This is a genomic window from Microbacterium sp. DWRC1-3 (assembly GCF_049896645.1).
Classification (GTDB): domain Bacteria; phylum Actinomycetota; class Actinomycetes; order Actinomycetales; family Microbacteriaceae; genus Microbacterium; species Microbacterium maritypicum.
Genome location: NZ_JAFCUS010000001.1, coordinates 1,546,905 through 1,569,894 on the forward strand (window position 1 = coordinate 1,546,905; position 22,990 = coordinate 1,569,894).

Sequence of the window (22,990 nt, forward strand, 5' to 3'; positions counted from 1 at the left end):
CTCGATCAGGTGAATAGCTGGGCAACGAGCTCGCTCGCGGCCTTTCCCGCGCCCGACGTGGCAGCAGCACTCAGGACGCCCCGCAGCATGGGTAGTGCCTTCTTGATCACTGCCTTATCGGGCTCAGCCTTTGCAGCTTCCTCGACAACCTGCGTGGCAGCTTCCCTCGCGAACTCGATCTCGTCGGGGTCAATGCCTTCGGTCCGCTCGATCACCGCTAGCGCTTTGCCAACAGCATCCGCGAGCGCTTCATACCCGGCACTCACCGGAATCTGCTGCGTGATCGTGGCTCCCTCGAGTGCGATGTTCACGTTTGACCCGTTAACTACGATCACGTGCCCATCAACGCGCGGCACGCGCTTCTGCGGTGCAGTGGTGCCCGTCGTTGCTAGTTCGACTCTGACGTGCGCGAGGGAGGCAGCCGCGCCGCCCGCGTCGTTCACGTCGACCTGAGCCGCGAATCGCCGCATACGACCGCCGCGAGGGTCGTCCCATTCCAAGCCGTCACCCTCATATATGGGTGTGTCGACGTTGAACTGCGCGCTCTTCGCGCTGATCACCGCGGGATAGGTCGCGACGGGGCGTTCCGGGCGCTCGGTCCCCGGCGTCACCGTCACATCCTTCGTCCCGAAAGTGCTGCCGAACTGGTCGATGAAGTTCGTTCCGTCTCCGCTTCGAGGCGGTGGCTTGAGTGAGACCATGGCCCGATGCTAGCCGTCTTCGTCACCAGCTGACCACCGCCGGTATTGCTCCCGCACGGCCGTGCGGAGCAACCCCCAACGCCTGTGTCCGCGGTACCCGTACTTGTACCGGAGGTTGGCCTGGGCGAGCTTCCTGGCGCGCGTGCGGGCCTTGAGCGCCTCCCCTCGCGCCTCGATCCACTCTGGGTACGCGAGGTCGCGTCCAGCGAGTTCGCGCATCGCCTGCTCCCACGCCAGGTTCTCCGCCTCGTCGATCATCAGGCACTCAGTCTGGATCGCCCAGTTCCGGAGTAGCGCCCACTCCGCGTCGCACTGGTTGCTCGGCCAGCATTCGCCTTCTGCGGCGTCGAGCAGTTCGCCGCCGGTCAACTGCAGGTCGCGCGCAGCGCCGAGATCATGGCGACCACCCTGACCCAGTTCCGTCTTCCTGCGGAGCAGGCAGCGCACGTGTCCGACGTTCTCGCCGCGGGGGCAGGAAAGGCGCAAGGCTCGGTTGATGATCTCGCGCTCGCGCTCACGTACGTCGGTCCGCTCGCGGGTTCGGTAGGGCTCTCGCTCGACGAGACCGCGGGCACAATCGCCTACTTCGCTACACAGGGAATCATCGGCGAGAAAGCTGGCACATCGCTGCGCGGCGTTCTCGCGTCGCTCCAAGCCCCTTCCGCCGCCGCCGCGAGCGAGATGGACCGATACAACATCAGCATGTTCGACGGCAACGGGAACATGCTCTCGATTGCGGGCATTGCCGAACAGCTCAAGACCCGACTCGGTGGCCTCACGCAGCAGGAGCGCCTTGCCGCCCTCGGCCGGATCTTCGGCAACGAGTCCCTGAACGCCGCCACCCTTCTGTACGAGGGCGGCGCGGCAGGCGTGAACGAGTGGACCGCTGCTGTCGACGACTCCGGTTATGCCGCAGAGCAGGCCCGCATCCGACAGGACAACCTGGCCGGCGACATTGAGAAGCTCGGCGGCGCGTTCGACACTGCACTCATTCGCACCGGTAGCGCGGCGAACGACGTCCTCCGCGGCATGACGCAAGCCGTCACCGAGCTCGTCGACGTCTACGCCGGTTGGCCCCAGCCGATCCAGGCCACTGCGCTCGCCCTTGGCGTCGCCACCGCGGCCATCCTTCTATTCGGCGGCGGAGCTATCGGCGCACGCGTGAAGTTCCTGGAGCTCAAGGCGGCCCTGGCGGACACCAACACCACGATGGGAAAGACCGCCCTCGCCGGCGCGGGTGCCGGACTCGCGCTCACCGGAATCATCACTGTCGTCGGGCTGCTCATGGCAAAGCAGGCGGCCGCGCGCGCCGTCGCCGAGTCGTACGCCGACACCATCGAAGAGGGAACGAACCGTGTCGGCGAGGCCGCACGCGACCTCGCGATCGACGAGCTGCTGAAAGGTGGGGACTTCTTGACCTTCAACTGGCAGTCCGCGGCCGATGCGGCGGAGAAGCTCGGTGTCGGCCTCGACGTCGTCACCGACGCCGCCCTCAAGGACAAGGACGCGATCGACGACCTGAGCCGGTACTACGCTGCGCTGAGTGGTGACCAGGACGCGTTCAACCAGATCCAACAGGAAACGGGGATGAACGCCTACGAGACCCGTCTCGCGCTCGAAGCGATGATCAACGGCATCCAGGCGCAGAATGACGGCATCAACCAAGGCATCCGACTCAAGAAACAGGAAGAAGACGCGAACAAGGGCTCCGCCGAGGGGACCAAGACAGCCGCCGAGGCCTACCTTGCCGAAGCGGACTCCGTGGAGCAGCTGAACAACGAGCTCTCGAAGCTACTCGATCAGATCAACGAGTCCAACAGCAACAACCAGGACGCGATCAGCGCGAACGCGGACTACCAGGCGGCGCTCGCGGGGATCTCCGATGAGGTGCAGAAGCAGAAAGATGCCTATGCGGCGGCGAACGGCACGCTCGATGGGTTCACGCTCTCCATGGACCGGAACACCGAGGCGGGATCCGCGAACGTGGACTCGCTCGCCGGTGTCGCCGCGGCAGCCCAGGAGGCCTCAGCGAAGCAGTTTGAGGTCGACCTGCAGACGATGTCCGCCAACGACGCGGCCCTGAAGTGGAATGACACTCTCGCGGCGCAGAAGCAGGCGTTCATCGACTCGTCGATCGAGGCAGGCTACAACGCCGACCGGGTGCACGACCTCGCCGACGAAGTCTTCAACATGCCGACGCCGGAGCAGATCAAGTTCACCGTCGATACCGCGACGGCGAGGACGCAGATCCACGACTTCATGCGCGACTACGGCTCGCAGACGATCAACGTCTGGCTGAACCCGAAGACGCAAGCACTCAACGATGCATTCGCCGGCTACCTCAACGGCATCAAGAAGGCCGACGGCGGGATCGTGAACTTCGCCGACGGCGGGATCCGACCATCCATAGCGGCCTTCGCCCAAGGCGGCATGTCGGAGAATCACGTGGCACAGTTCGCCCGCGCCGGCGAATACCTCATCTGGGCTGAGCCTGAAACGGGCAGCGAGGCGTACATCCCTCTCGCGCCGTCGAAGCGCGCTCGCTCGGAACAGATCATGGCCGTCACCGCCGAACGCCTCGGCGGCAGATACATCCCCTCGGATGCGGCCTCCTACGCCGACGGCGGCGGTTCCGTCGTACCTGGTGGCCCTGCGTCATCTGGTGGGCCCACGTACGTGTTCCCCGCGACCATCCACAACAGTGACCCGCGGTTCGCGGTGCGGCAGGTGGCGGACGAGTTCCGGAGGGAGTTCGGATCCGAATAGGCCACCGGGGTCGACGGACACACCTGGCGCGGAGTACGCTCAGCGGAAGAGCACGGCAGTCGGTTCACTAGGACCTTCCAGCCGTGCTCTTTCCTCTCTCAGCACCTCGGGCCAGTTCGACCGCAGAACCGCTCAATGACTCGGCTGCGCATCGATCCATGCTTCCACGACCTCCGGCTTCCAGCGCAAGTATTTGCCCACCTTGAAAGCGGGCGGCCCGTACTGCTTCGACCGCCAGGCGTAGACCGTGTCCACCGGCACCTGGAGCACGTCCGCTACCTGCTCGATCGTCATCAGCTGATTCATGTGGCGACCGCACCTCGGCCTCGAAGAGTCGCACGGGCCACCGCCGTCACCTTACGTTCGGTTCGACGGATGCACGGTGGCGGCATCAATCGCACGTAGCTCGTCGGCGCTCAGGAAGTAGGCGTCGCGGTCAAATCTCCGCTCACGGGTCTTCATGATCTTCCGGTACTCCGTCAGCATCCGCATATAGATGTCGAGCATCTGCATGTGAGAGTTCCCGTCGTCGGCCGCCTCAGCCTGCGGCTGCAGTTCCGCCCAGTGAAGTTCATCCCGCATCTGGTAACGGACGTACCGCGCCATGTGCCCCTCGAGCGAGTCGTTGTGGTCGAAGCCACGGAAGCGAAGGCCATAGAGCAAGGCCTCGTCCAGCTTCTCGCCCTGCTTCTGCAAGCGCTCGATACTGAACGTGATAATCCGAAACATCTGGAGGATATCGATCACTCGACGGCAGTCCTGCTTCGAGAGCTCGGTTTCGAAGCCGGCAACTTCAAACCAATACTCGCCTGTAAAACCAGATTCGATGATCTGAGCCTTCTGCAGCTGATAGTCCATGTTCCCGTCGTCGCCATCCGCATCCTCCGGAAGAACGCGAGCGAGGATGCGATGGAGCAGAGACAACATCAGGCGATCTCGAGTGCTGAATGAATCGGGCGCGGGTTCGTCGCCATGCTCTCGCGGCAACGGTACGACAAACTCCAGGAGTCGATCACGAACAAACTCACTCAGCGAGCTACCTTCGGCTTCCGCGAGATCCTTGAGGCTCTCGTATGCGTCGTCGTCCAATCGGACGTTCAGAACAGCCATAATTTTCCTTTCATGTTGCGTGTATGACATACCTGTCATACAGTCATACTGTCATCCAAGCATACACTGGAACGGCCTCGCACATCAGGACACGCAAATCACCTGCGATCTCCGGCCGACGCACTCTGCTGCTTGCTCCGTGGTCATCAGCTCGCGCGTCCGATCACATCTCTCAGCAGCCGAACCCGCTCCTGCGGCAACATCGTGGCAACACATCGAGTAATCCGATGGGCACCAAGTCGACCGTCATGAGCAAGAATCTCTGTGCTGACGCGGGATCGCGGGCCGATCCGCGCCATCATGAGGGATCGATTCGGGTTCGAATCCCGCCGTCACCGCCAAACAAGAAGAGAGCCCCCGCTGGTGCGGGGGCTCTCTTCTTGTTGATGGGGCGTGGGGGACCCCGAAGGGGCGGGCACCGGGGCCCGCCCTCGCCGCCGGAATCGCGAGGGCTCAGCCGTCGAAGCGCACGCCGTAGATCTGACCACCCGGCTCCGCCGGCAGGCGCGTCATCCCGAGCCGCTCGTAGAAGGCGGCGGCACCGGCATTGTTCGGGTCGATCCCCAGGTGCAGCCCGCGCACCCCGCGCCGGGTCAGCTCGGCGAACAGCGTCTCGATGAGCTGGCGACCGAGGCCCTGCCCCTGTGTCTCGGGAAGCAGGTCGATGTGCAGGTGGGCCGGGTGATCCGCGACGTTCGGCTCGATGCCGGCGGCGCGGCTGTATCCGTAGTCGATCATCCGATCCTCCCGCGTGGCCACCTCCACCGGCCGGGGGTGGCGTCCCTCGAGCGTCGGCCACCACTCCTCACGGAACCAGGTGTAGAAGGCGTCGGTGTCGTCCGTCGCCACGATGTAGCCGATCGTGCGCTCGTCGTCGCTCTCGACCACCCACGCGAGATCGGGATGACGCTCGGCGTAGGGCACCGCGAACAGGTCGCCCCACAGCGAATCTTCCGACAGCACACCGGTCGCATCCGCCCCGGCATCCGCCGTCTTCACGCAGATCTCGTACAGCGCGGCACGATCGGTGGGGCGGTACGGACGAATGCGGGACACGGCGACTCCTCGGGAGGGAACGGGTCCTGTCAGCCTATCGGCGCCTCGACCGCGACTCTGTTGCGCTGCACCCACGGGAGCAGCCAGGCGGCGAGCACCAGCACGACACCGGCGCCGACCAGCGCACCGCCGAGGGTGTCGGTCGCCCAGTGCACCGAGAGGAAGGTGCGCGAGAGGGCCATCGCGAGCACCCATGCCGCCCCGACGATCGCGACCCAGACCCGCGGGAAGAGCACCCAGAGCACGAGCGCGATCGTCGCGGCGTTCGCGGTGTGACCGGAAGGGAACGAGCCGTAGTCGCTCACCACCAGCATGTCGTCGGGCCGCGCACGCCCGAAGAGCTGCTTGAGCAGCTGCACACCGGCGGCACTCGCGGCGAAGCAGAGAGCGGCGAACAGCGCACCACGCCACCGCCGTGCGATCACGAGGACCAGGATCGTCAGCAGCGGCACTCCGAGGATGGCGACCCAGCCGCCACCGACCCAGTTCAGCGCGAGGGCGAAGTCGACCATCCAGTCCGCACGGGCCACGGCGATCGTGTCGTTCCACCACCGATCGAACCCGGGGGTCGCCGGGTAGGCGAACACGACCACGGCACCCAGCACCGTCGCGAGCGCGAGGAGGCCCACTCCCCACCACAGCAGCATCCGCCTGTTCATCGTCCCATTCTGTCGGACGATGCCTGAACACTCAGGGAGCGAGCATCCCGACCGTCCGCGGACGCACGACGAACCAGAGCGACAGGATGCCGATCGCGGCACATCCGACCATGACGGAGGCCATGGTCGTCGCGGTGATCCCGGCGTCGTGCGAGAGCCATCCGACGACGGGCGAGATGAGGCCGGCGACGCCGAAGTTCGTCGCGCCGATGATGGAGGCCGCGGTTCCTGCGGCTTTTCCGTGACGGTCGAGCGCCAGCACCTGTACGTTCGGGAACGTGAATCCGCACGCGGTCATGAACACGAACAGCGGGATCACCGTGCCCCACAACCCGAGGCCGAGCTGATCGGTGACGATGATCGCGACTCCGGCGAGCAGCAGCACCGCGGTCGAGTAGGCCATGACCCACTGCGGCCCGAAGCGCGCGGCGAGTCGGGACGCGGTCTGCACGCCGAAGACGACACCGAGCGAGTTCACGGCGAACAGCAGACCGTACTGCTGCGCATCGAGTCCGTGCGTCACCTGGAACAGGAACGGCGATGCCGACAGGTAGGAGAACAGGCCGGAGAAGGTCATCCCGCCGATCACGAGCACGCCGAGGAACACCCGGTCCGAGAGCACGGAGCGGTACCGCTGCAGCATGGTCGCTCCTCCCCGGCCCTGGCGACGTGCGACGGGCAGGGTCTCCGGGATGAACAGGATCGTCGACAGCAGCATGACCACGCCGTAGGCGGCGAGCACGCCGAAGATCCCACGCCAGGGCATGAGCGTGAGCAGCCACGAGCCGATCAGGGGCGCGATCACCGGAGCCACACCCGAGACCAGGGCGAGGCGCGAGAGCATGACGACCAGTCGCCGCCCGCCGAACAGGTCGCGCACGATCGCCATGGCCACGACGCCACCGGCCGCCGCTCCCACGCCCATGAGCACGCGGGCGACGCTGAGCAGTCCGAGGTCCGGCGCGAAGGCCGCCCCGACGCTGGCGAGCACGTGCAGCGCGGTGACCGCGATGAGCGGCACCCGACGCCCGACCTTGTCACTGAGCGGTCCGACCACGAGCTGACCGAGCGCGAACCCGATCATCGTCCCGGTCAGGGTCAGCTGGATCGCGGCGGCCGTGGTCTGGAAGTCCTCCTCCAGCACCGGGAACGCCGGGAGGTACAGGTCGATCGTGAACGGGCCGAGAGCCGTGAGCGCGCCGAGCAGGATGATGTACAGCGTCCGGCGTCCGAGGGAGATGGCATCTCCGGGGTGCAGCATGACCGGAGCGGTCGCGGGGTTCGCGCCGAGTGTGCGGATCGCGCCGGTCGCGCTCGGGATGCGGATGCTTCCCGTCGCGGTGCGCTCCGGCTGCGGGGCCTGTTGCGCGTCGGCAGCGGAATCGTCCGCCTTCACGACGGGGAGGGAATCAGTGCGGGGAGCGTCGGACACGACGTCCTTCCAGAGTTCGGGGGAATACATGGGTCGAATCGATTCGACCTGGGGAAGCCCCTATGTTACCGCCGCTCTGCCCTCCTCCGACCGCCACAGATCCGAGACGCACCCTGGCAGCTGCGCGGGATGCGTCTCGGATACCGCGTCTTGCGCGGTCAGCGGGAGACGCGGTCGAGCGCCTGCTCGAGGTCGGCGATCAGATCGCTCACGTCTTCGATGCCGACCGAGAGCCGCACGATGTTCTCCGGGACCGCGAGCTCGGTGCCGCGCACGGAGGCATGCGTCATGTCCGGCGGGTACCCGATGAGCGACTCGACGCCGCCCAGCGACTCGGCGAGCTGGAACAGCGAGGTGCTCTCGACGAATGCCCGTGCCGTGTCGGCTCCCGCGGCGAGCCCGAACGAGAGCATCCCGCCGAATCCGCTCATCTGCTTCGCGGCGATCTCATGGCCGGGGTGCGAGGGCAACCCGGGGAAGTACACCTGCGCGAACTCCGGACGCTCCTGCGCCCACTCGGCGATGGCCTGCGCGTTCTCGGAGTGCTGCCGCATCCGCAGCGCCAGGGTCTTGATGCCGCGAGTGGTCAGCCAGGCATCCAGCGGCGCGGAGACGGCACCGACCGCGAACTGCTGGAACTTGACCTGGTCGAAGAAGCGGTCGTCGGCGAACACGACCGTGCCGCCGAGCACATCCGAGTGCCCGCCCAGGTACTTGGTCGTGGAGTGCACGACCACATCGGCGCCGAGCGCGAGCGGCTGCTGCAGCGCCGGCGAGGCGAAGGTGTTGTCCACGACGACGATCAGACCGGCCGCGTGCGCGATCTCGGCGATCAGGGCGATGTCGACGATCTTCAGGAGCGGATTGCTCGGCGTCTCCAGCCACACGACCTTCGTCTCGGGACGGATCGCCGCACGGAGGGCATCGACGTCGGAGAGCTCGACCGTCGTGGTCTCGATGCCCCAGGGAGCGAGCACGCGGGCGAGCAGCCGGTACGTGCCGCCGTACACGTCGTTGCCCAGGAGGATGTGGTCACCCGGCTTCAGAATCCCGCGCAGCAGTGCATCCTCGGCGGCGAGTCCGGATGCGAACGACAGCGCGCTCGCACCCCCTTCCAAGGCCGCGAGCTGCGTCTCGAGCGAGGAACGCGTCGGGTTGCCCGCACGGTTGTACTCGTATCCGCCGCGCAGACCGCCGACGCTGTCCTGCACGTGCGTCGAGGACTGATAGATCGGCGGGATGATCGCGCCCGTGACGGGGTCTGGCGCTTGTCCTGCGTGGATGGCTCGGGTGGCGAAGGCGTGATCGGACATGCCCCTCAGCCTACGTCCGCCCTCGCGGGGACGGCCTCCCGGTTACGCCCCGGGTCGGGGCATCGGCTCAGCGCGAAAGATACGCCAGCAGGTCCTGACGCGTCAGGACCGTGTGAGGCTTGCCGTCCTCGGTCACCAGAAGCGCGTCGGCGTCGGCGAGCGCGGCCTTGGCCTGCGCGACCGAGGTGTGGATGCCGACGAGCGGAAGCCGCTCCCCCACGTGCGCGCCCACGGCATCGGTCGCATTCGCCTCGCCACGGAACAGCAGATCGAGCAGCCCCTTCTCGTCGACCGTGCCGACCACCTCGCCCATCATGACCGGCGGTTCGGCGCTGAGCACGACCAGCTGCGAGACGTCGTACTCGGTCATGATGCCGATCGCCTCGAGCACGGTGTCGGTCGGGTGGGCGTGCACGAGGTCGGGGATTGCGGTGCCCTGCCGGCTCGGACGAGCTGCGAGCACGTCGGCGACGGTCTCCCCGTCCTCCACCTCGCTGAATCCGTAGGAGCGCATCCATCCGTCGTTGAAGATCTTCCCCAGGTAGCCGCGCCCTCCGTCGGGAAGCAGCACCACCATCACAGCATCCGCCGGCAGCTCCCGCGCCACACGCAGCGCACCGACCACGGCCATGCCGCTCGACCCGCCGACGAGGATTCCCTCCTCGCGTGCGAGTCGCCGCGTCATCGCGAAGGACTCGGCGTCGTCGACCGCGACGATCTCGTGCGGCACCGTCGGATCATACGCACCGGGCCAGATGTCCTCGCCCACGCCCTCCACGAGGTACGGCCTCCCGGTGCCGCCGCTGTAGACGCTGCCTTCCGGGTCGACGCCGACGATCCGCACGCGTCCTTCCGAGATCTCACGCAGGTACCGGCCCGTCCCTGTGATCGTGCCGCCCGTGCCGACGCCCGCCACGAAGTGCGTGACCTCGCCGTCGGTGTCGCGCCAGATCTCCGGTCCCGTGGTCTCGTAGTGGCTGCGCGGACCGTTCGGGTTCTCGTACTGGTTCGGCTTGAACGCCCCGGGGATCTCCCTGGCCAGTCGATCGCTCACGCTGTAGTACGACTCCGGACTGTCGGGAGAGACAGACGTCGGAGTGACCACGACGTCCGCGCCGTAGGCCCGCAGCACGTCGATCTTGTCCTCACCGACCTTGTCCGGCAGCACGAACACGCACTTGTAGCCACGCTGCTGCGCGACCAGCGCCAGGCCCACGCCGGTGTTGCCGCTGGTGGGTTCGACGATCGTGCCCCCGGGCTTCAGATCGCCCGATGCCTCGGCGGCGTCGATGATGCGCGCGGCGATGCGGTCTTTCGAAGAGCCGCCGGGGTTCATGTACTCGAGCTTGACGAGCACCGTGCACGCGACGCCCTCGGTGACGTGCTGGAGCTTCACGAGGGGCGTGTCGCCGACGAGGTCCACGATGGAGTCTGCGTACTTCATGACTTCAGGGTAGACGCGCGGATGCCGCGGCCGGGGATGTGTTGCACCCGACCGCGGCATCCGTCCTCGAAAGGCCCCCGTCGTCTCTCGAAGATCAGCCCTTCGTCGATCCGGCCAGCAGGCCGCGGACGAAGTAGCGCTGCAGAGCGAAGAACACGATCAGCGGCACGATGATCGACACGAAGGCGCCCGCCGTGAGCAGATACCAGTCGTTTCCTCGCGTACCCGTGATCTCGGCGAGCAGTTTCGTGATCGGCGCCGCGGCGCCGTCGGCGAACACCAGTCCGACGAGCAGGTCGTTCCACACCCACAGGAACTGGAAGATCGCGACGGACGCGATCGCCGGCATCGTCAGGGGCAGCACCACGCGGAAGAAGATCTGTCCGCGGGAGGCGCCGTCGACGCGCGCCGCCTCGATGATCTCCCCCGGGATCTCCGACATGAAATTGTGCAGGAGGTAGATCGCCAGCGGCAGCGCGAACATGGTGTGCGCGATCCACACCTGCGCGTAGCCCGAGGAGGCGCCCAGCGGGGTCGTGACCTGCAGCCCGAAGAGGTTGATGCCTCGCGAGAACGAGCTCAGCAGGGGCACCAGCGCCATCTGGATCGGCACGATCTGCAGAGCGAACACGAAGATGAACAGCGCGTTGCGACCCTTGAAGTCGATCCATGCGAAGGCGTACGCCGCCATCGAGGCGATCATCAACGGCACCAGCGTCGCCGGGATGGTGATCGCGATCGAGTTGATGAACGATTCGAGGATGGTCAGCTGGGTCGTGCCGGACTGCAGCACGTCGACATAGTTCTGGAACGTCACCTGCGGGTCGGAGAAGAACGTCCACCATCCGGACGACTGGATCTGATCGCGAGGACGGAATGAGGAGATGAACAGCCCCAGCGTCGGGAGGGTCCACAGCACCGCGATCAGGATGGAGGCGACGGATGCCCAGGGACGCGACAGCTTCTTGCGAGTGCGCCCTGCAGCGCCATCGAGGCCGCCCCCGGTCGTGATCGCTCGTGTGCTGACAGCGGATTCGGACTTCACGGTGTCGGTCATCGGATCTCCCGCTGCTTCTTGATCTGGCGTGCGTTGTAGATGACGATCGGCAGCACCAGGATGAACAGGATGACGGAGAGGGCGGCGCTGCGGCCGGCCTCGAACTTCGAGAACTGCGTGTACATCTCGTTCGCGAGCACCGAGGTTCCGTAGTTGCCGGCGGTCATCGTCCGCACGATGTCGAACACCTTGAGAGAGGCGATGGAGATCGTGGTCAGCACCACGATGAGGGCGGGCCGGATGGAGGGGACGGTCACCGAGACGAACCGCTCCCAGGCGTTCGCACCGTCGAGTTCCGCCGCCTCGAGAAGCTCCTGCGGCACACCCTTGATCGATGCCGACAGCAGCACCATCGCGAAACCGGTCTGCACCCAGATGAGCACGACGATGAGGAACATGGTGTTCCACGGCTCGTTCAGCAGCCACTGCTGCGGCTCGCCTCCGAACCACACCATGATCTGGTTGAGGAGTCCGATCTGCTCGAACTCGGGCCCGCGGTACTCGTACATGAAGCGCCAGATGATGCCGGCGCCGACGAACGAGATGGCCATCGGCATGAAGACGAGGACCTTGTAGATCTTCTCGCCGCGGGTGCGATCGATGAACACCGCGTAGGCGAGACCGACGATCGTCGACACGGTCGGGACCACGAGCACCCAGATGATCGTGTTGACCACCGCGGTGATGCCGTCGGACTGCGTGAAGATCCACAGATAGTTGGCGAACCCGACGAAGTCCTTGCCCGACGAGCTCAGGAACGACGAGTACATCGTCTGGATCGACGGCAGGATCAGGCCGACCAGCAGCAGCAGGATCGCCGGTGCCATGAAGGCGACGAGCTGGATCAGGTATCCCGCGCCATCGCGTGATCGATAGTCCAGCCAGAAGAACAGCGCACCCACGGCGACGGCCACACCCATCGCCCAGTAATAGGAGTTGAAGAACCACATCACGGCGAGCGGGATGAGCAGGCACATCGCCAGCCGGATGCCGGTGTACAGCGCCCCCGTGCGTGGAGCGATGTCCACGAGGAGCAGGATGACCGCCACGACCACCGCGAATGCGATGACGACGGCGACCGCCTGCAGGATCGGCGGGAGCGAGCCGATCCACTGGAAGAAAATTGTCGCGTTCACGGATTCCCCTTCATCACGCGGAGCGGATCGACGACCGCACATCGACGTGCGGCGTCATGAGAGAAGAAGGGCCGCCCCCAGAGGGCGGCCCTCCTCATCTCTCAGCTGGCGGGCCAGCCCGTCTGGATCTGCGTGAGGACGTCGTCCGTGGGGGTGCCGTTGACCCACGCCACCATGCCCTTCCAGAACGTGCCGGCGCCGACGGCACCCGGCATCAGGTCGGACGCGTCGAAGCGGAACGTCGTGTTCGGGTCCTGGAGGATCTTGATGGTCTCCTGCAGGATCGGGTCCTTCGCGTTCGCGGGGTCGAGCCCGTTGTTCGCGGAGGTGACACCGCCCAGGCTGACGCGGCTGTTCGCCCACTCGGGGCTCGACAGGTACGCGAGCACCTTCTGGGTGGCCTCGGAGTCGCTGAACGCTCCGACGATCTCGCCGGCACCGGTGACGGCGGAGTCATCCGCCGACTCACCCGGGAGCATGAACGCCCAGACGTCGCCGTCCTCGGCGACCTTCGTGCCGTCGGGGAAGAAGCCCGAGAGGAACGAGGCCTGGTGGGTCAGCGCGCACTCGCCGCCGGCGAGCTTCGGAGCGACATCACCGAACGCGGTGGAGTTGATCGAGCGCACGTCACCGAAGCCGGCGTTGACGTTGGCCGGGTTCAGCAGGACCTCGCCGACCGAGTCGAACGCCTGCTTGATCTGCGGGTCGGTGAACTTGACCTCGTTGGTGACCCACTGGTCGTAGACGTCCGGACCGGACTGACGCAGCACGTAGTCCTCGACCCAGTCCGTTCCCGGCCATCCGGTCGCGGTGCCCGACTCGAAACCGGCGCACCAGGCGGGAGTGCCGGTCGTCGCCTGGATCTTCTCGGTGAGGGCGCCCATCTCGTCGAGCGTCTTGGGAACCTCGACGCCCCATTCGGCGAACTTGGCCGGCGAGTACCAGATCCAGCCCTTGACGTTGGCCATCAGCGGCGCACCGTAGAACGTGCCGTCGACCGTGCCGTAGTTGACCCAGTCCTTGGTCCAGTACTCGTTGGCGTTCTTCTCGACCTCTTCGGGCGCGGGCTTCAGGTAGTCGCGGTTGGCGAAGTCGGCGAACAGACCAGGCTGCGGGAAGATCGCGATGTCCGGCGGGTTGCCGCCCTGCGCACGCGTGCCGAGCTGGGTCTCGAAGTCCTGGCTGCCTTCGTACTTAATCGTGATGCCGTTCTCGTCGGCCCAGTCCTTCCAGGACTCCTGGAGGAGCTTCGCCTCATCATCCACGATCGTGCCGTAGATCGTGACGGTGGCGTCGCCTCCGTCACCCCCGTCGGTGCCGGGTGCCCCACCCGGAGCCCCACAACCGGCGAGCGCGATGCCCGCGACCCCCAGCAGGGCGATCGGCGCGTATCGCCGGGAACGCTGTGACAGAGCCATGTGAATTCTCCTCTTCGAGTACAGGTTCCCGGCTGTGCGATGCCACCCCGGGGCATCGTTAGGGAACCGATTCCAGGCCAACCTACTGGCCATCCGCATCCCTGCACAACACGCTAGGGTCACAAGCTCGCAACCATTCGATGCACCGGCTCCCGACGATATGGGAGCGCTCCCTCGCCCCACGCCTGGAACCGGTTCCCTTTTTCGGCGCCGACGACTACGCTGTGACGCGGCGCGCACCCCGCGTCGGGCCACGCAGGCCGCGTGATCAGGTCGAGGAGGACCGATGAGCACGATCGCGGATGTCGCGTCACGTGCAGGCGTATCGAAGGCCACCGCCAGTCGTGCCCTGAGCGGCCGTGGATACGTGTCGGAGGCGACCCGGCACCGCGTCGAGAGCGCAGCTCGCGATCTCTCCTATGTCGCGCACTCCTCCGCCACGAGCCTGGCGACAGGACGCACCCAGACCGTGGGCATCGTCATGCCGCCCGTGGACCGGTGGTTCTTCGCCGAGCTGCTCGCCGGGGTGCAGGAGTCGCTGTTCGCCCTCGACTACGACCTTTCGCTGTACGGCGTTCCCGAGGGGTCGAAGACCAGGGAGCGGCTGTTCGAGAGCGTGCTACCCGGGAGGCGCTTCGACGGGATCATCGCCGTGGGCATCCAGCCGAGCGCTCACGAGCTCGAGCGGCTGCAGCGGACCGGACGACCGCTCGTCAGCGTCGGTCCGTACAGCGACGGCTCGAGCGCCGTGTCGATCGATGACACGGCGGCCGCGCGCATCGCCACCGAGCACCTCATCGAACTCGGACACACCGACATCGCCTTCGTCGGCGGCTCGACGGACACCGCGGAGCTGAGCTTCGGCGACGCCCAGCGTCTCGAGGGGTACCGCGGCGCACTGCAGGCCGCAGGACTCGCGGCGCATGCGCGCGTGGCCGGCGCAGCGCCCACCATGCCGGGCGGCTACACAGCTGCGGCGGGGCTGCTCGGCGACCGGCGACGGCGCCCGACGGCCATCGTCGGGGTGTGCGACGAAGCCGCGATCGGCGCGATCATCGCCGCCCGGCGACTGGGAATCGCCGTGCCGACCGAGCTGAGCGTCGTCGGCATCGACGACCACGAGCACGCGGACATGTTCGCCCTGACCACGATCGGACAGTCGCCACGCGACCAGGGACACGAGGCGGTGCGCCTGCTGACGCGGCAAATGGAACACCCCGATGCCCCGCTCGAACTCGTCGACGCGGCCTCCGCCCTCGTGGTGCGCAGCTCCACGGCTCCCCCGCGCTGACCTCGCGGCACTCCGGCATGCGGGGCGGCCGCGAGACAGGCGGGAAACGCACGAAGGCCCCGGGGCGAACCCGGGGCCTTCGTTGAGAAACGCGTGAGCGTCGCGATTACTTGAGGGTAACCGTTGCGCCTGCCTCTTCGAGAGCAGCCTTGGCCTTCTCGGCGGTCTCCTTGTTGGCGCCCTCAAGGACAGCCTTCGGGGCACCGTCGACGACAGCCTTGGCCTCGCCGAGACCCAGCGAGGTGAGCTCGCGGACGGTCTTGATGACCTGGATCTTCTTGTCGCCAGCAGCCTCGAGGATGACGTCGAAGGAGTCCTTCTCTTCCTCAGCCTCAGCAGCGCCTGCGCCACCCGCAGCACCGGCGACGGCGACGGGAGCAGCAGCGGTGACCTCGAACTTCTCCTCGAACGCCTTCACGAACTCGTTGAGCTCGATGAGGGTCAGGCCGGCGAACTGCTCGAGCAGTTCCTCGGTGGAAAGCTTCGCCATGATGTATCTCCTAGATAGATGGGGTTTGTAGACGAGATCGCAGGTCGCTTACGCGGCCTCTGCGGTCTCCAGCTTTTCGCGAAGAGCATCGATGGTGGCGGCAGCCTTGCCCATCGTCGCCTTCATCATGCCCGCAGCCTTCGCCAGCAGAACCTCACGGCTCTCGAGCGCGGCGTACTTGTTGACCTCGTCCGCGGTGAGGGCGTTGCCCTCGAAGATGCCGGACTTGATCACGAGAAGCGGGTTGGCCTTGGCGAAGTCACGCAGAGCCTTGGCGGTGGCGACGAAGTCACCGTGCACGAACGCGACAGCCGACGGACCCTTGAGGTCGTCGTCCAGCGCGGAGATGCCAGCCTTGTTGGCGGCGATCTTGGTCAGCGTGTTCTTCACCACGGCGTACTCAGCGTCCTGACGGATGCTGTTGCGCAGCTCCTTGAGCTGGGCAACCGTCAGACCGCGGTACTCGGTCAGCAGAACGGCAGTCGAGTTCTCGAATGACTTCGTGAGCTCGGCGACCGATGCATCCTTCTGCGCCATGGTCACTCCTTGGTGTGTACGAGGCGCCGCACGGTGGTGAGGCGCCGACCTGGACCACCTGCAAAGAGAAAAGCTCCGGCGCAAGCGCACGGAGCTTTGGAAAGTTCGTGTCCTGCGCGGGCCCCTGCTGTGCAGAGCTTCGATCGCTGCGCGCTTTCGCACACGACGATGACCAGCGGTCTTCGGTTCGAGATAACTGTACCCCACCCGCACCTCTCCCCCCAAATCCACTCGCCCCCGTCCCTCTCCCTCTCCCCCCTCCCCTGACGAGACCCACGCGCCCTGATGAGACCCACGTTCCCCGCCGAGGCCCACACTTCGATACGCATCCGAGCGTGGGCCTCGGCGGCACACATGGGTCTCGGGGACGTGGCGCACAGGAGCGCGCGGCGCGGGCCAGCGCACGAGAGGTCTCGAAGCCCGGGATCAGGGGCGGAGGCCGAACGCACCGAGCCGCGCGCCGAGAGCATCTGACGTGACGAGGTGCTCGGATCCCCAGCGGACGATCCGCCACCCGGTGACACCGCGAATCGCATCCTCCCGATGCTTCTCCGCGAGCACCACGGCCTCCGCCGACATCCCTGTACGCAACGTCGGATCGAGGTACTTTCCTCGCCCGTCGAACTCGCCGAACGTCTGCGCTCCCCGAAAGGCGAAGTCGAGCCGATAGTCCTCGCCATGCGGTCCGGTGACGCGCGACTGCAGATCGACCTCGGTGAACCCGAGTCGGTGAAGGTGCAGACGACTCACGCTCTCTCCAGGAAGCTGGGCGCGGCCATCCGAGAACGCGATCACCTCTCGGGCCTGACGGATGCCCCGGTTCGAGAGGGCTTGCGCCCGCCTCCCGAGTTCGTCCCTCCACTCTGCGGCGGCGATATGGTCCTGCTCGTGTCTGCGCACGGCGATGCGCCGCAGCGCCGCGTCGGCGACGGCGATCGCCGCTTCAGGCGTGAGCCGGGACGCCAGATCGAGCACGGTCCTCTCGAGCGAGGTGCATCTGATGCCCTCGACTTCCACGAGGTCGCTCTCACGAAGTGTGAGGTCGTGCCTCGCGACGCCCCACTTCACCCTGCTTCGACTCGTCGGGCCGAGAACCGCGTGAACGTACGTCGTCGAAGTCCGATAGAGCGGGAGTCCGTGGATCACGGCCGCCGAGGCGAAGCAGAATGCGGCACCACCGCCGGCGGATTCCCGATGCACGGCGAGCACCTTCATCAGATGGCGACCTTCGGTCCAGAGCTGCTCCCACTCCGCTGAATCCACATACCAGCCGCGACGCACTCGCACGATCGAGCCGTTGTCGACCATGGCACGGAGTTCGCGCTCAGATACCCCTCGAGCGAGCACATCGCTTCTGGCCAGAAGGAGCCGGCGCGCTTCTTCGATGGTGACGGACTTGCGCATGAACTCGATCCTCACTCGTCGCGCGCGCCACCCGCATCGCGAAGACTCGAACTTCCGAGAGGTGCGGACAAGTCGCTTCACATCGCCGCCGTGCAGAACGACAGGCAGAGGAGCTCCTGACCGCCTGGCGGCACCCGGACCCATGCTTATCGCCGAGACCCATGCCCCCACGCGACTGCGGGCGTGGGTTTCGGCGACCACCGTGGGTTTCGGCGACCACCTTGGGATGCGGGAGGGGTACGCGGATGCGGGGGGGCGGACGCGTGAGGGCGGCGTGTACGGGAGGGAGGGTCGGCGGGCGGGGTTAGGGTCGAAGGGTGACACCGGAACTCTCTGCACGCATCGTCGCGGACTCCCGCGACCGCGTGGCGTGGCTGAGGGCGCGCTCGCGGGGCATCACCGCCACCGATGTGGCAGGACTGACCTCGGAGAAGTCGATCGCCAGGGCGGCCGACTCCAAACTGGGCGGAGGGCCCCGCTTCGGCGGCAACGCCTACACCGATCACGGTCGTCGGCGCGAGCCGGAGATCGCCGCATGGGTCGCGGCGACCCACGGCATCCTCCCCTCCTCGGCGCTGTTCCGCGCCGAGGTCGAGCACCGCCACCTCGCCACCCCCGATGGCATCGCGGTCGACGCGGACGGGCGCGTGAAGCTCGCCGAGATCAAGACCACGAACAAGGCTTTCCGCGGCATCCCCCGCACCTACCTGCGCCAGGTCTGGTGGCAGCAGCACGTGCTCGGAGCCGAACGGACCCTGTTCGTGTGGGAGGAGCACGTCGACTTCGCTCCGATCCACGATGAGCCGCGCTGCGTCTGGATCGACCGCGACGACCGCGAGATCGCGAAGCTCGTCGGCCTCGCCACCGACCTCATCGATGAGCTCTACCGACGCACCACCGGCCAGCAGGTACCGAGCCGGATGACGGATGCCGCCGCCAGCCGTCGCGAACAGCTCCGCGAACGCGATGCCTTCCGCGCGCTGGCACTCGCCGACTGACGAGGCATCCGACCGGAGCGACGCACCGCTCAGGTGCAGGTGTTGTTGCCGCCGAGCCCCAGGAGACCGCCGACCGAGAGCGAACGCGTCGCCGGAGTCGAGGTCCACGACGTTCCGCTGTAGGTCGCCTCGACCTTGACCGCATTGGTCGATCCGAGAAGACTCCCCAGCAACGTGTTCAGCACGCCCGAGCTGATCGTGGACGAGAACGTGTAGGGCCCTGATCCGGTTTGCGTGACGTTGGCGTTGTTATCCACGACGACGTTGTTGATGGAGAAGCGCTGCTGCACCTTCGGATAGGGCGACGTCCACGTGATCGTGAAGCCCGTGAAGGTGCCCAAGAAGCTCGTCACCGTGCACGAGGTCACCACGGGCTTCGCCAGCGTCGCGGCCGTGAACGACCCGGCGGCGTACTCGCTGTCCGTGAAGGCGGCGTCGGTCATCTGCACGGCGGGCGTTGACCCGACCGCGACCAGCACGGCGAGCCCGACGACGCCGGCGAGGATGCGGGCACGCGCGTTGCGCCTCATGTCCTCCTCCCCGCCTCGGGCACCGCGCCTCTGCGACGGCGGACCGCGAGCACCGCCCCCGACAACGCGAGCGCCGCTCCGACCACGACGGCACTCGCGGCTCCCGGTGGCAGTCCCGTCGTCGCGAGCCCGCCACCGGACCCCGCGACCACGGTCTCGCCTGCCCCCTGCGCGTGCACGCGGACATCGGTGCTGCCGGCACCGGAGCCCCCTGCGGGATCGAGGAGGATCGAGAGACGGAGGTGGGCCGTCTCGGTGTCCGCCATCTGCGTGAGCGGAACCTCGACCCCGTCGCGCGGGATGCTCCAGCCCACGCGCAGCGCGGTCGCACCACCAGGGCATCCTGTCTCGGTCCAGGCCTCGGGGCACGTCGAGACGTCGAGGAGCAGCTGCGCCTCACCCGTCGCGCTGACGGCGATCCGCACGACTCCCGGATCCGGGGCATCGGCGCTCACCGCGATGTCCCATTCCACCGGCTGCCCTGGCAGCAGCCTGCCGGCCGCCGCCCAGTCGGCGACCGAGACGAGACGGAGGATCGAGCCCTGGATGACCTGCGTCGTGGGCGCCGCCCATGCGGCGGTCGGCATCGCGAGCGCGAGGACCGCGAGCAGCACGACGACGACCGCGAGCCTCATGGTCCGCTCCCGTCAGGATCGTGAGCGGACCGACGCTGCCCACGCGGCCAGAACGCCCACACCACCAGGGAGGTCGCGGCGACCGTCAGCGCTCCCAACACGATCGGGTCGCCCATCCCGGCGACGATCAGCGCGATCCCGGGAACGGAGAACAGCACCTTCCGCACCGACGACACCGTGTAGGGGAACGGATCATCTGCGGCATTCGCGTCGCCGCGCATCGTGATCACCCGCTCCTGAGCGCTCGGTCCCGGCGTGATCGTGGTGATGCGATGCGTCACCGGCAGCTCGCCAGGACGATCGACCGTCACCACGTCCCCGACCCCGATCTCGGCCGCGGGGATGCGCTGCACCACGGCCACGGATCCTGCCGGGATGGTCGGCGACATCGAACCGGTGCGGAACATGATGAGCGTGATCTGTGCGGTGAATGCGAGCACGACGAGCAGGATGCACACCGTACCGGCCACCGCGGCGATCCAGAGCAGCACGTCGCCGATCAGCCGCCCGGGGCGGAGCCGGGTGCGCACGTGTTCGGCGGTCGGGTGCGGATCCGCCGGGGCGGGGAACGGGGCCGCCTCCCGCAGGCTCCGCCGTGTCGTCGGGGTCGTCATCTCGTCCTCCTCTCCGTGCGCCTTCTCTCGCTGCTGCTGCGACTACGACGACGTCCCGAGGAACTGCCAGGTCTGCGTCATCGTCAGCCCCTGTGCCGCGTTCGGAGCGGCGAGCGGAAGCGTCACCGCGAAGCAGTAGTTGACCTGGGTGGCCCCGTTCGCGGTCACGGCCTGGGTCGTCGCGCCGCCCGCGGTGAGGGCCGAACCATCCGCCACGACCGCGGTCCCTGCCGCATACGTGGTCGAGTTGCAGGTGGTTCCGGCGATCGTGCGCACGCCGTACGTGAGATGCGCCGCGAGCCCGGTGCCTGTCGGTGTTCCCGCGATCAGTTGCACGGTTCCCGCCACCGACGGATTAGCAGTCTTCACACTGAACAGCGCATAGGTGGAGTTGCCCGGTGCCATCGCGGTCGGAACGAGCTGGAAGTTCAGCGTCGCGGCTGTGCCCGCGGTCGCGTGGTTCGAGAACGTGGCTCCGTCGACCGCACCCACGATGTCGAACTTCCCGGCCGTGAAGCTGGCGGATCCGTATTCGGAGTCGTTCCAGGCGGCAAGCGTGGCGGCGACGCCGATGCCGAGCACGACCCCTCCCGCGAGGACCGCTCGCAGTCGACGAGAGCGCAGCCGCCGCCTCTCCCGCACTTCTCTGCGGGTGATCATCACATGCTCAGTTCGTCGACGTGGCCGTGAACTTCCAGGTGGCGTTGGTCACCAGGCTCGGTTCGAGCGCGGCGTCCGCCGTCACTTTGAAGCACAGCTGCACGGCCGTTCCCGGATCCGTGGAGGTCGCCCCCGCGGTGAGCGGCACGGTGGTGACGCCGGTCTGGAGGTCGAGTGTCGTCCCGGTCGCCACCGGTGTTCCTGTCGCGGATGCCGCATCACAGGTCGCTCCCGGCGCCAACTGATAGATCGAGTACGACAGGTGGTCGGAGTTCGACGTGGCCGCGGCATCGGCCGTGGTGCCATCGGCGACGAGATCGGCGCCGCTGGTGGTGCCGGCTGCGAGACGCACCCAGAACCCGGCATAGACCGAGCTGTTCGGCGACATGTTGCCCACGAGTCCGGCCGGCAGGGTGAACGCGAGAGTAGCCGCGCTGCCGGCCGAGTCGTGATCGGCATACGCGGTGCCGTCGGTAGAGCCCTGCAGATTGAACGCGCCGGCGGTGAACGTGCCGTTCGCGAACTCGGAGTCGTTCCAGGCCGCGAGCGTCACGGCGGTGCCGACGCCGAGAACGAGCCCGCCCGCCAGTACCGCCAACACCTTGCGCTGGGTTGCCTTGGTTGCCATGTCGCTTCCCCCTCAGGAATTCGTGAGCCACGCGAATGCCTGTGTTCCGGTCGCCCCTCAACGACCCCGCATCTGCGCGTTTGCGCCATCCTCTCGTTGCCCCATCCGCAGAACAAGGCGATTTCGCGCACGAGATTCGATCATCCCGCGCAGAATCGACTCCCCGCCCGCCGTGCCCTATCGCGATCGACGGGCCGGGGCGCCGCCGAGAACCCGTCGCGCCTCGGCGGCGATCTCCGCGGCGATGGTGTCGAGCAGGTCCGAGCGCAGGTTCCACTGCTGCCAGAACAGTTGCACGCGAAGGGTCGGTCCGCCCAGAGGAACGAGCCCGCTCGATTCCTGGAGCACCGGGACCATGCCCCAGCCGAGGCCGAGCGTGACGGCGAGGGCATAGTCGTGGGATGCGGGGACGTAGTGCCGGGGCACTCCCTCCTGCGCCACCGACATCTCCCTGAGCCATTCGTGTTGCAGGGTGTCCCTGCGATCGAAGTCGACGAACGGCGCCGCAGACAGGGCGCTCTCGGTCGCTCCCTCCGGGAACCAGCGCGCGGCGAATGCCGGCTCGGCCATAGCCCGGTACTCGAGCACGCCGAGAGGCGACACCGAGCACCCGGAGACGGCGCTCTCCTCACTCGTGACAGCCGCCATCACGGTGCCCGATTCCAGCAGGCGGGCGGTGAAGTTCTGATCGTCGCGATGCAGGTCGAAGTCGATGTCGTGTCGCGCGGAGAGTCGTGCCAGCGGGGCGAGGAACCATGTGGCCATCGAGTCGGCGTTCACCGCGAGGGGTATCGTGATCCGCCGATTGCCCTCTGCTTCATCGATGCCGACACCGACGAGCGCGTCGTGCTCCAGGAGCGCGACCTGTCGGGCGAGACGCACGATGGCCTCCCCTGCCTCGGTGAGCCGTGCGGGCTTGGTGCGCACCACCAGGATGCGACCGAGCTGCTGCTCGAGAGTCTTCAACCGCTGACTCACTGCCGAAGGGGTGATCTGCAGCCGCTTCGACGCGGCATCCAGCGTCCCCTCGTCGACGATCGCGGCGAGGGTGGTCGCGAGTTCCGGATCGATGCGCACATTAGTGATGCTAATGGTGCGATAGGAATCTTCG

24 protein-coding genes are annotated in these 22,990 nt (G+C 67.0%); 3 read left to right on the forward strand and 21 right to left on the reverse strand.

Translation table 11 applies throughout. The features are described 5' to 3' along the window. Positions 1-5: 5 nt before the first annotated feature. Positions 6-701, reverse strand: a complete 696-nt coding sequence (locus ACP699_RS07400) for a hypothetical protein (RefSeq protein WP_426170346.1) — start codon at positions 699-701, stop codon at positions 6-8. 9 nt (positions 702-710) lie between these two features. After that, positions 711-959, reverse strand: coding sequence for a hypothetical protein (locus tag ACP699_RS07405; protein ID WP_157535561.1), 249 nt, complete (start codon positions 957-959; stop codon positions 711-713). A 111-nt stretch (positions 960-1,070) separates the two neighbouring features. Here ACP699_RS07405 and ACP699_RS07410 point away from each other — a divergent pair, with 111 nt between their 5' ends. Continuing rightward, positions 1,071-3,467, forward strand: a complete 2,397-nt coding sequence (locus ACP699_RS07410) for a phage tail tape measure protein (protein ID WP_426171550.1) — start codon at positions 1,071-1,073, stop codon at positions 3,465-3,467. Positions 3,468-3,599: 132 nt separating this feature from the next. Here ACP699_RS07410 and ACP699_RS07415 read toward each other — a convergent pair whose 3' ends face one another. The 10 genes from ACP699_RS07415 to ACP699_RS07460 form a co-directional block, all read right to left on the reverse strand. Continuing rightward, complete coding sequence (locus ACP699_RS07415) at positions 3,600-3,761, reverse strand: helix-turn-helix transcriptional regulator (RefSeq protein ID WP_200942435.1); 162 nt, start codon at positions 3,759-3,761, stop codon at positions 3,600-3,602. Between the two features lie 63 nt (positions 3,762-3,824). Further along, the gene (locus ACP699_RS07420) at positions 3,825-4,577 is read right to left on the reverse strand and encodes a YfbU family protein (protein ID WP_426170349.1); all 753 of its coding nucleotides are present in this window, start codon (positions 4,575-4,577) and stop codon (positions 3,825-3,827) included. Positions 4,578-5,030: 453 nt separating this feature from the next. Continuing rightward, complete coding sequence (locus ACP699_RS07425; protein ID WP_426170351.1) at positions 5,031-5,633, reverse strand: GNAT family N-acetyltransferase; 603 nt, start codon at positions 5,631-5,633, stop codon at positions 5,031-5,033. Positions 5,634-5,662: 29 nt separating this feature from the next. Beyond that, entirely contained in the window at positions 5,663-6,292 is a 630-nt protein-coding gene (locus tag ACP699_RS07430; RefSeq protein WP_426170353.1) for a phosphatase PAP2 family protein, read from the reverse strand. 31 nt (positions 6,293-6,323) lie between these two features. Then, entirely contained in the window at positions 6,324-7,754 is a 1,431-nt protein-coding gene (locus tag ACP699_RS07435) for a multidrug effflux MFS transporter (protein ID WP_371861282.1), read from the reverse strand. A gap of 128 nt (positions 7,755-7,882) precedes the next feature. After that, a complete protein-coding gene (locus ACP699_RS07440) occupies positions 7,883-9,037 on the reverse strand; it encodes a cystathionine gamma-synthase (protein WP_426170356.1) in 1,155 nt (384 codons plus the stop codon). Positions 9,038-9,104: 67 nt separating this feature from the next. After that, positions 9,105-10,481, reverse strand: a complete 1,377-nt coding sequence (locus tag ACP699_RS07445) for a cystathionine beta-synthase (RefSeq protein ID WP_426170358.1) — start codon at positions 10,479-10,481, stop codon at positions 9,105-9,107. Positions 10,482-10,575: 94 nt separating this feature from the next. Beyond that, positions 10,576-11,538: a carbohydrate ABC transporter permease gene (locus tag ACP699_RS07450; protein WP_017829124.1), complete on the reverse strand. Its 963-nt coding sequence runs from the start codon at positions 11,536-11,538 to the stop codon at positions 10,576-10,578. Continuing rightward, positions 11,535-12,674, reverse strand: a complete 1,140-nt coding sequence (locus ACP699_RS07455) for a carbohydrate ABC transporter permease (RefSeq protein WP_210697855.1) — start codon at positions 12,672-12,674, stop codon at positions 11,535-11,537. Before ACP699_RS07455 ends, ACP699_RS07450 begins: the two co-directional genes overlap by 4 nt. A gap of 101 nt (positions 12,675-12,775) precedes the next feature. Then, entirely contained in the window at positions 12,776-14,092 is a 1,317-nt protein-coding gene (locus ACP699_RS07460; protein WP_426170361.1) for an ABC transporter substrate-binding protein, read from the reverse strand. Between the two features lie 286 nt (positions 14,093-14,378). On the opposite strand from ACP699_RS07460, the gene ACP699_RS07465 reads away from it, so the two are divergent. Further along, positions 14,379-15,383 (forward strand): LacI family DNA-binding transcriptional regulator, encoded by a 1,005-nt coding sequence (locus ACP699_RS07465; RefSeq protein WP_426170363.1) that lies wholly within the window; start codon positions 14,379-14,381, stop codon positions 15,381-15,383. A 106-nt stretch (positions 15,384-15,489) separates the two neighbouring features. On the opposite strand, the gene rplL is transcribed toward ACP699_RS07465, so the two are convergent. The 3 genes from rplL to ACP699_RS07480 form a co-directional block, all read right to left on the reverse strand. After that, on the reverse strand, positions 15,490-15,873 hold the full coding sequence (gene rplL / locus ACP699_RS07470) for a 50S ribosomal protein L7/L12 (RefSeq protein ID WP_017829128.1): 384 nt from the start codon (positions 15,871-15,873) through the stop codon (positions 15,490-15,492). A gap of 48 nt (positions 15,874-15,921) precedes the next feature. After that, positions 15,922-16,410 (reverse strand): 50S ribosomal protein L10, encoded by a 489-nt coding sequence (rplJ, locus tag ACP699_RS07475; protein ID WP_017829129.1) that lies wholly within the window; start codon positions 16,408-16,410, stop codon positions 15,922-15,924. A 426-nt stretch (positions 16,411-16,836) separates the two neighbouring features. After that, positions 16,837-17,814, reverse strand: a complete 978-nt coding sequence (locus tag ACP699_RS07480; RefSeq protein WP_210697856.1) for a hypothetical protein — start codon at positions 17,812-17,814, stop codon at positions 16,837-16,839. Positions 17,815-18,131: 317 nt separating this feature from the next. Between ACP699_RS07480 and ACP699_RS07485 the strand changes: the two genes are divergently transcribed. Next, positions 18,132-18,812 carry a YqaJ viral recombinase family protein gene (locus ACP699_RS07485; RefSeq protein WP_017829132.1) on the forward strand — a complete coding sequence of 227 codons (681 nt, stop codon included), beginning with the start codon at positions 18,132-18,134 and terminating at the stop codon, positions 18,810-18,812. A 29-nt stretch (positions 18,813-18,841) separates the two neighbouring features. Here ACP699_RS07485 and ACP699_RS07490 read toward each other — a convergent pair whose 3' ends face one another. From ACP699_RS07490 to ACP699_RS07515, 6 genes are all read right to left on the reverse strand, one after another. Continuing rightward, positions 18,842-19,342, reverse strand: a complete 501-nt coding sequence (locus ACP699_RS07490; protein WP_426170367.1) for a hypothetical protein — start codon at positions 19,340-19,342, stop codon at positions 18,842-18,844. Next, positions 19,339-19,977, reverse strand: a complete 639-nt coding sequence (locus tag ACP699_RS07495) for a hypothetical protein (protein ID WP_426170369.1) — start codon at positions 19,975-19,977, stop codon at positions 19,339-19,341. Before ACP699_RS07495 ends, ACP699_RS07490 begins: the two co-directional genes overlap by 4 nt. After that, positions 19,974-20,591: a signal peptidase I gene (locus ACP699_RS07500; protein WP_055865458.1), complete on the reverse strand. Its 618-nt coding sequence runs from the start codon at positions 20,589-20,591 to the stop codon at positions 19,974-19,976. The genes ACP699_RS07495 and ACP699_RS07500 overlap by 4 nt, the downstream gene beginning before the upstream one ends. Before the next feature lie 42 nt (positions 20,592-20,633). Beyond that, positions 20,634-21,251: a SipW-dependent-type signal peptide-containing protein gene (locus tag ACP699_RS07505; RefSeq protein WP_127482877.1), complete on the reverse strand. Its 618-nt coding sequence runs from the start codon at positions 21,249-21,251 to the stop codon at positions 20,634-20,636. 7 nt (positions 21,252-21,258) lie between these two features. Continuing rightward, the gene (locus ACP699_RS07510; RefSeq protein WP_055874070.1) at positions 21,259-21,879 is read right to left on the reverse strand and encodes a SipW-dependent-type signal peptide-containing protein; all 621 of its coding nucleotides are present in this window, start codon (positions 21,877-21,879) and stop codon (positions 21,259-21,261) included. A 177-nt stretch (positions 21,880-22,056) separates the two neighbouring features. Next, positions 22,057-22,956, reverse strand: coding sequence for a LysR family transcriptional regulator ArgP (locus ACP699_RS07515; protein ID WP_055865468.1), 900 nt, complete (start codon positions 22,954-22,956; stop codon positions 22,057-22,059). Positions 22,957-22,990: the final 34 nt, after the last annotated feature.

What these genes read in the sequence shown, in the direction of transcription:
- ACP699_RS07500 (WP_055865458.1), bottom strand. Translation starts at nt 20,591, where the DNA reads ATGACGACCCCGACGACACGGCGGAGCCTGCGGGAGGCGGCCCCGTTC.
- ACP699_RS07405 (WP_157535561.1), bottom strand. Translation starts at nt 959, where the DNA reads ATGATCGACGAGGCGGAGAACCTGGCGTGGGAGCAGGCGATGCGCGAA.
- ACP699_RS07400 (WP_426170346.1), bottom strand. Translation starts at nt 701, where the DNA reads ATGGTCTCACTCAAGCCACCGCCTCGAAGCGGAGACGGAACGAACTTC.
- ACP699_RS07510 (WP_055874070.1), bottom strand. Translation starts at nt 21,879, where the DNA reads ATGGCAACCAAGGCAACCCAGCGCAAGGTGTTGGCGGTACTGGCGGGC.
- ACP699_RS07420 (WP_426170349.1), bottom strand. Translation starts at nt 4,577, where the DNA reads ATGGCTGTTCTGAACGTCCGATTGGACGACGACGCATACGAGAGCCTC.
- rplJ (WP_017829129.1), bottom strand. Translation starts at nt 16,410, where the DNA reads ATGGCGCAGAAGGATGCATCGGTCGCCGAGCTCACGAAGTCATTCGAG.
- ACP699_RS07490 (WP_426170367.1), bottom strand. Translation starts at nt 19,342, where the DNA reads ATGAGGCGCAACGCGCGTGCCCGCATCCTCGCCGGCGTCGTCGGGCTC.
- ACP699_RS07445 (WP_426170358.1), bottom strand. Translation starts at nt 10,481, where the DNA reads ATGAAGTACGCAGACTCCATCGTGGACCTCGTCGGCGACACGCCCCTC.
- ACP699_RS07430 (WP_426170353.1), bottom strand. Translation starts at nt 6,292, where the DNA reads ATGAACAGGCGGATGCTGCTGTGGTGGGGAGTGGGCCTCCTCGCGCTC.
- ACP699_RS07435 (WP_371861282.1), bottom strand. Translation starts at nt 7,754, where the DNA reads ATGTATTCCCCCGAACTCTGGAAGGACGTCGTGTCCGACGCTCCCCGC.
- ACP699_RS07415 (WP_200942435.1), bottom strand. Translation starts at nt 3,761, where the DNA reads ATGACGATCGAGCAGGTAGCGGACGTGCTCCAGGTGCCGGTGGACACG.
- ACP699_RS07505 (WP_127482877.1), bottom strand. Translation starts at nt 21,251, where the DNA reads ATGATCACCCGCAGAGAAGTGCGGGAGAGGCGGCGGCTGCGCTCTCGT.
- ACP699_RS07450 (WP_017829124.1), bottom strand. Translation starts at nt 11,538, where the DNA reads ATGACCGACACCGTGAAGTCCGAATCCGCTGTCAGCACACGAGCGATC.
- ACP699_RS07480 (WP_210697856.1), bottom strand. Translation starts at nt 17,814, where the DNA reads ATGCGCAAGTCCGTCACCATCGAAGAAGCGCGCCGGCTCCTTCTGGCC.
- ACP699_RS07465 (WP_426170363.1), top strand. Translation starts at nt 14,379, where the DNA reads ATGAGCACGATCGCGGATGTCGCGTCACGTGCAGGCGTATCGAAGGCC.
- rplL (WP_017829128.1), bottom strand. Translation starts at nt 15,873, where the DNA reads ATGGCGAAGCTTTCCACCGAGGAACTGCTCGAGCAGTTCGCCGGCCTG.
- ACP699_RS07495 (WP_426170369.1), bottom strand. Translation starts at nt 19,977, where the DNA reads ATGAGGCTCGCGGTCGTCGTCGTGCTGCTCGCGGTCCTCGCGCTCGCG.
- ACP699_RS07440 (WP_426170356.1), bottom strand. Translation starts at nt 9,037, where the DNA reads ATGTCCGATCACGCCTTCGCCACCCGAGCCATCCACGCAGGACAAGCG.
- ACP699_RS07460 (WP_426170361.1), bottom strand. Translation starts at nt 14,092, where the DNA reads ATGGCTCTGTCACAGCGTTCCCGGCGATACGCGCCGATCGCCCTGCTG.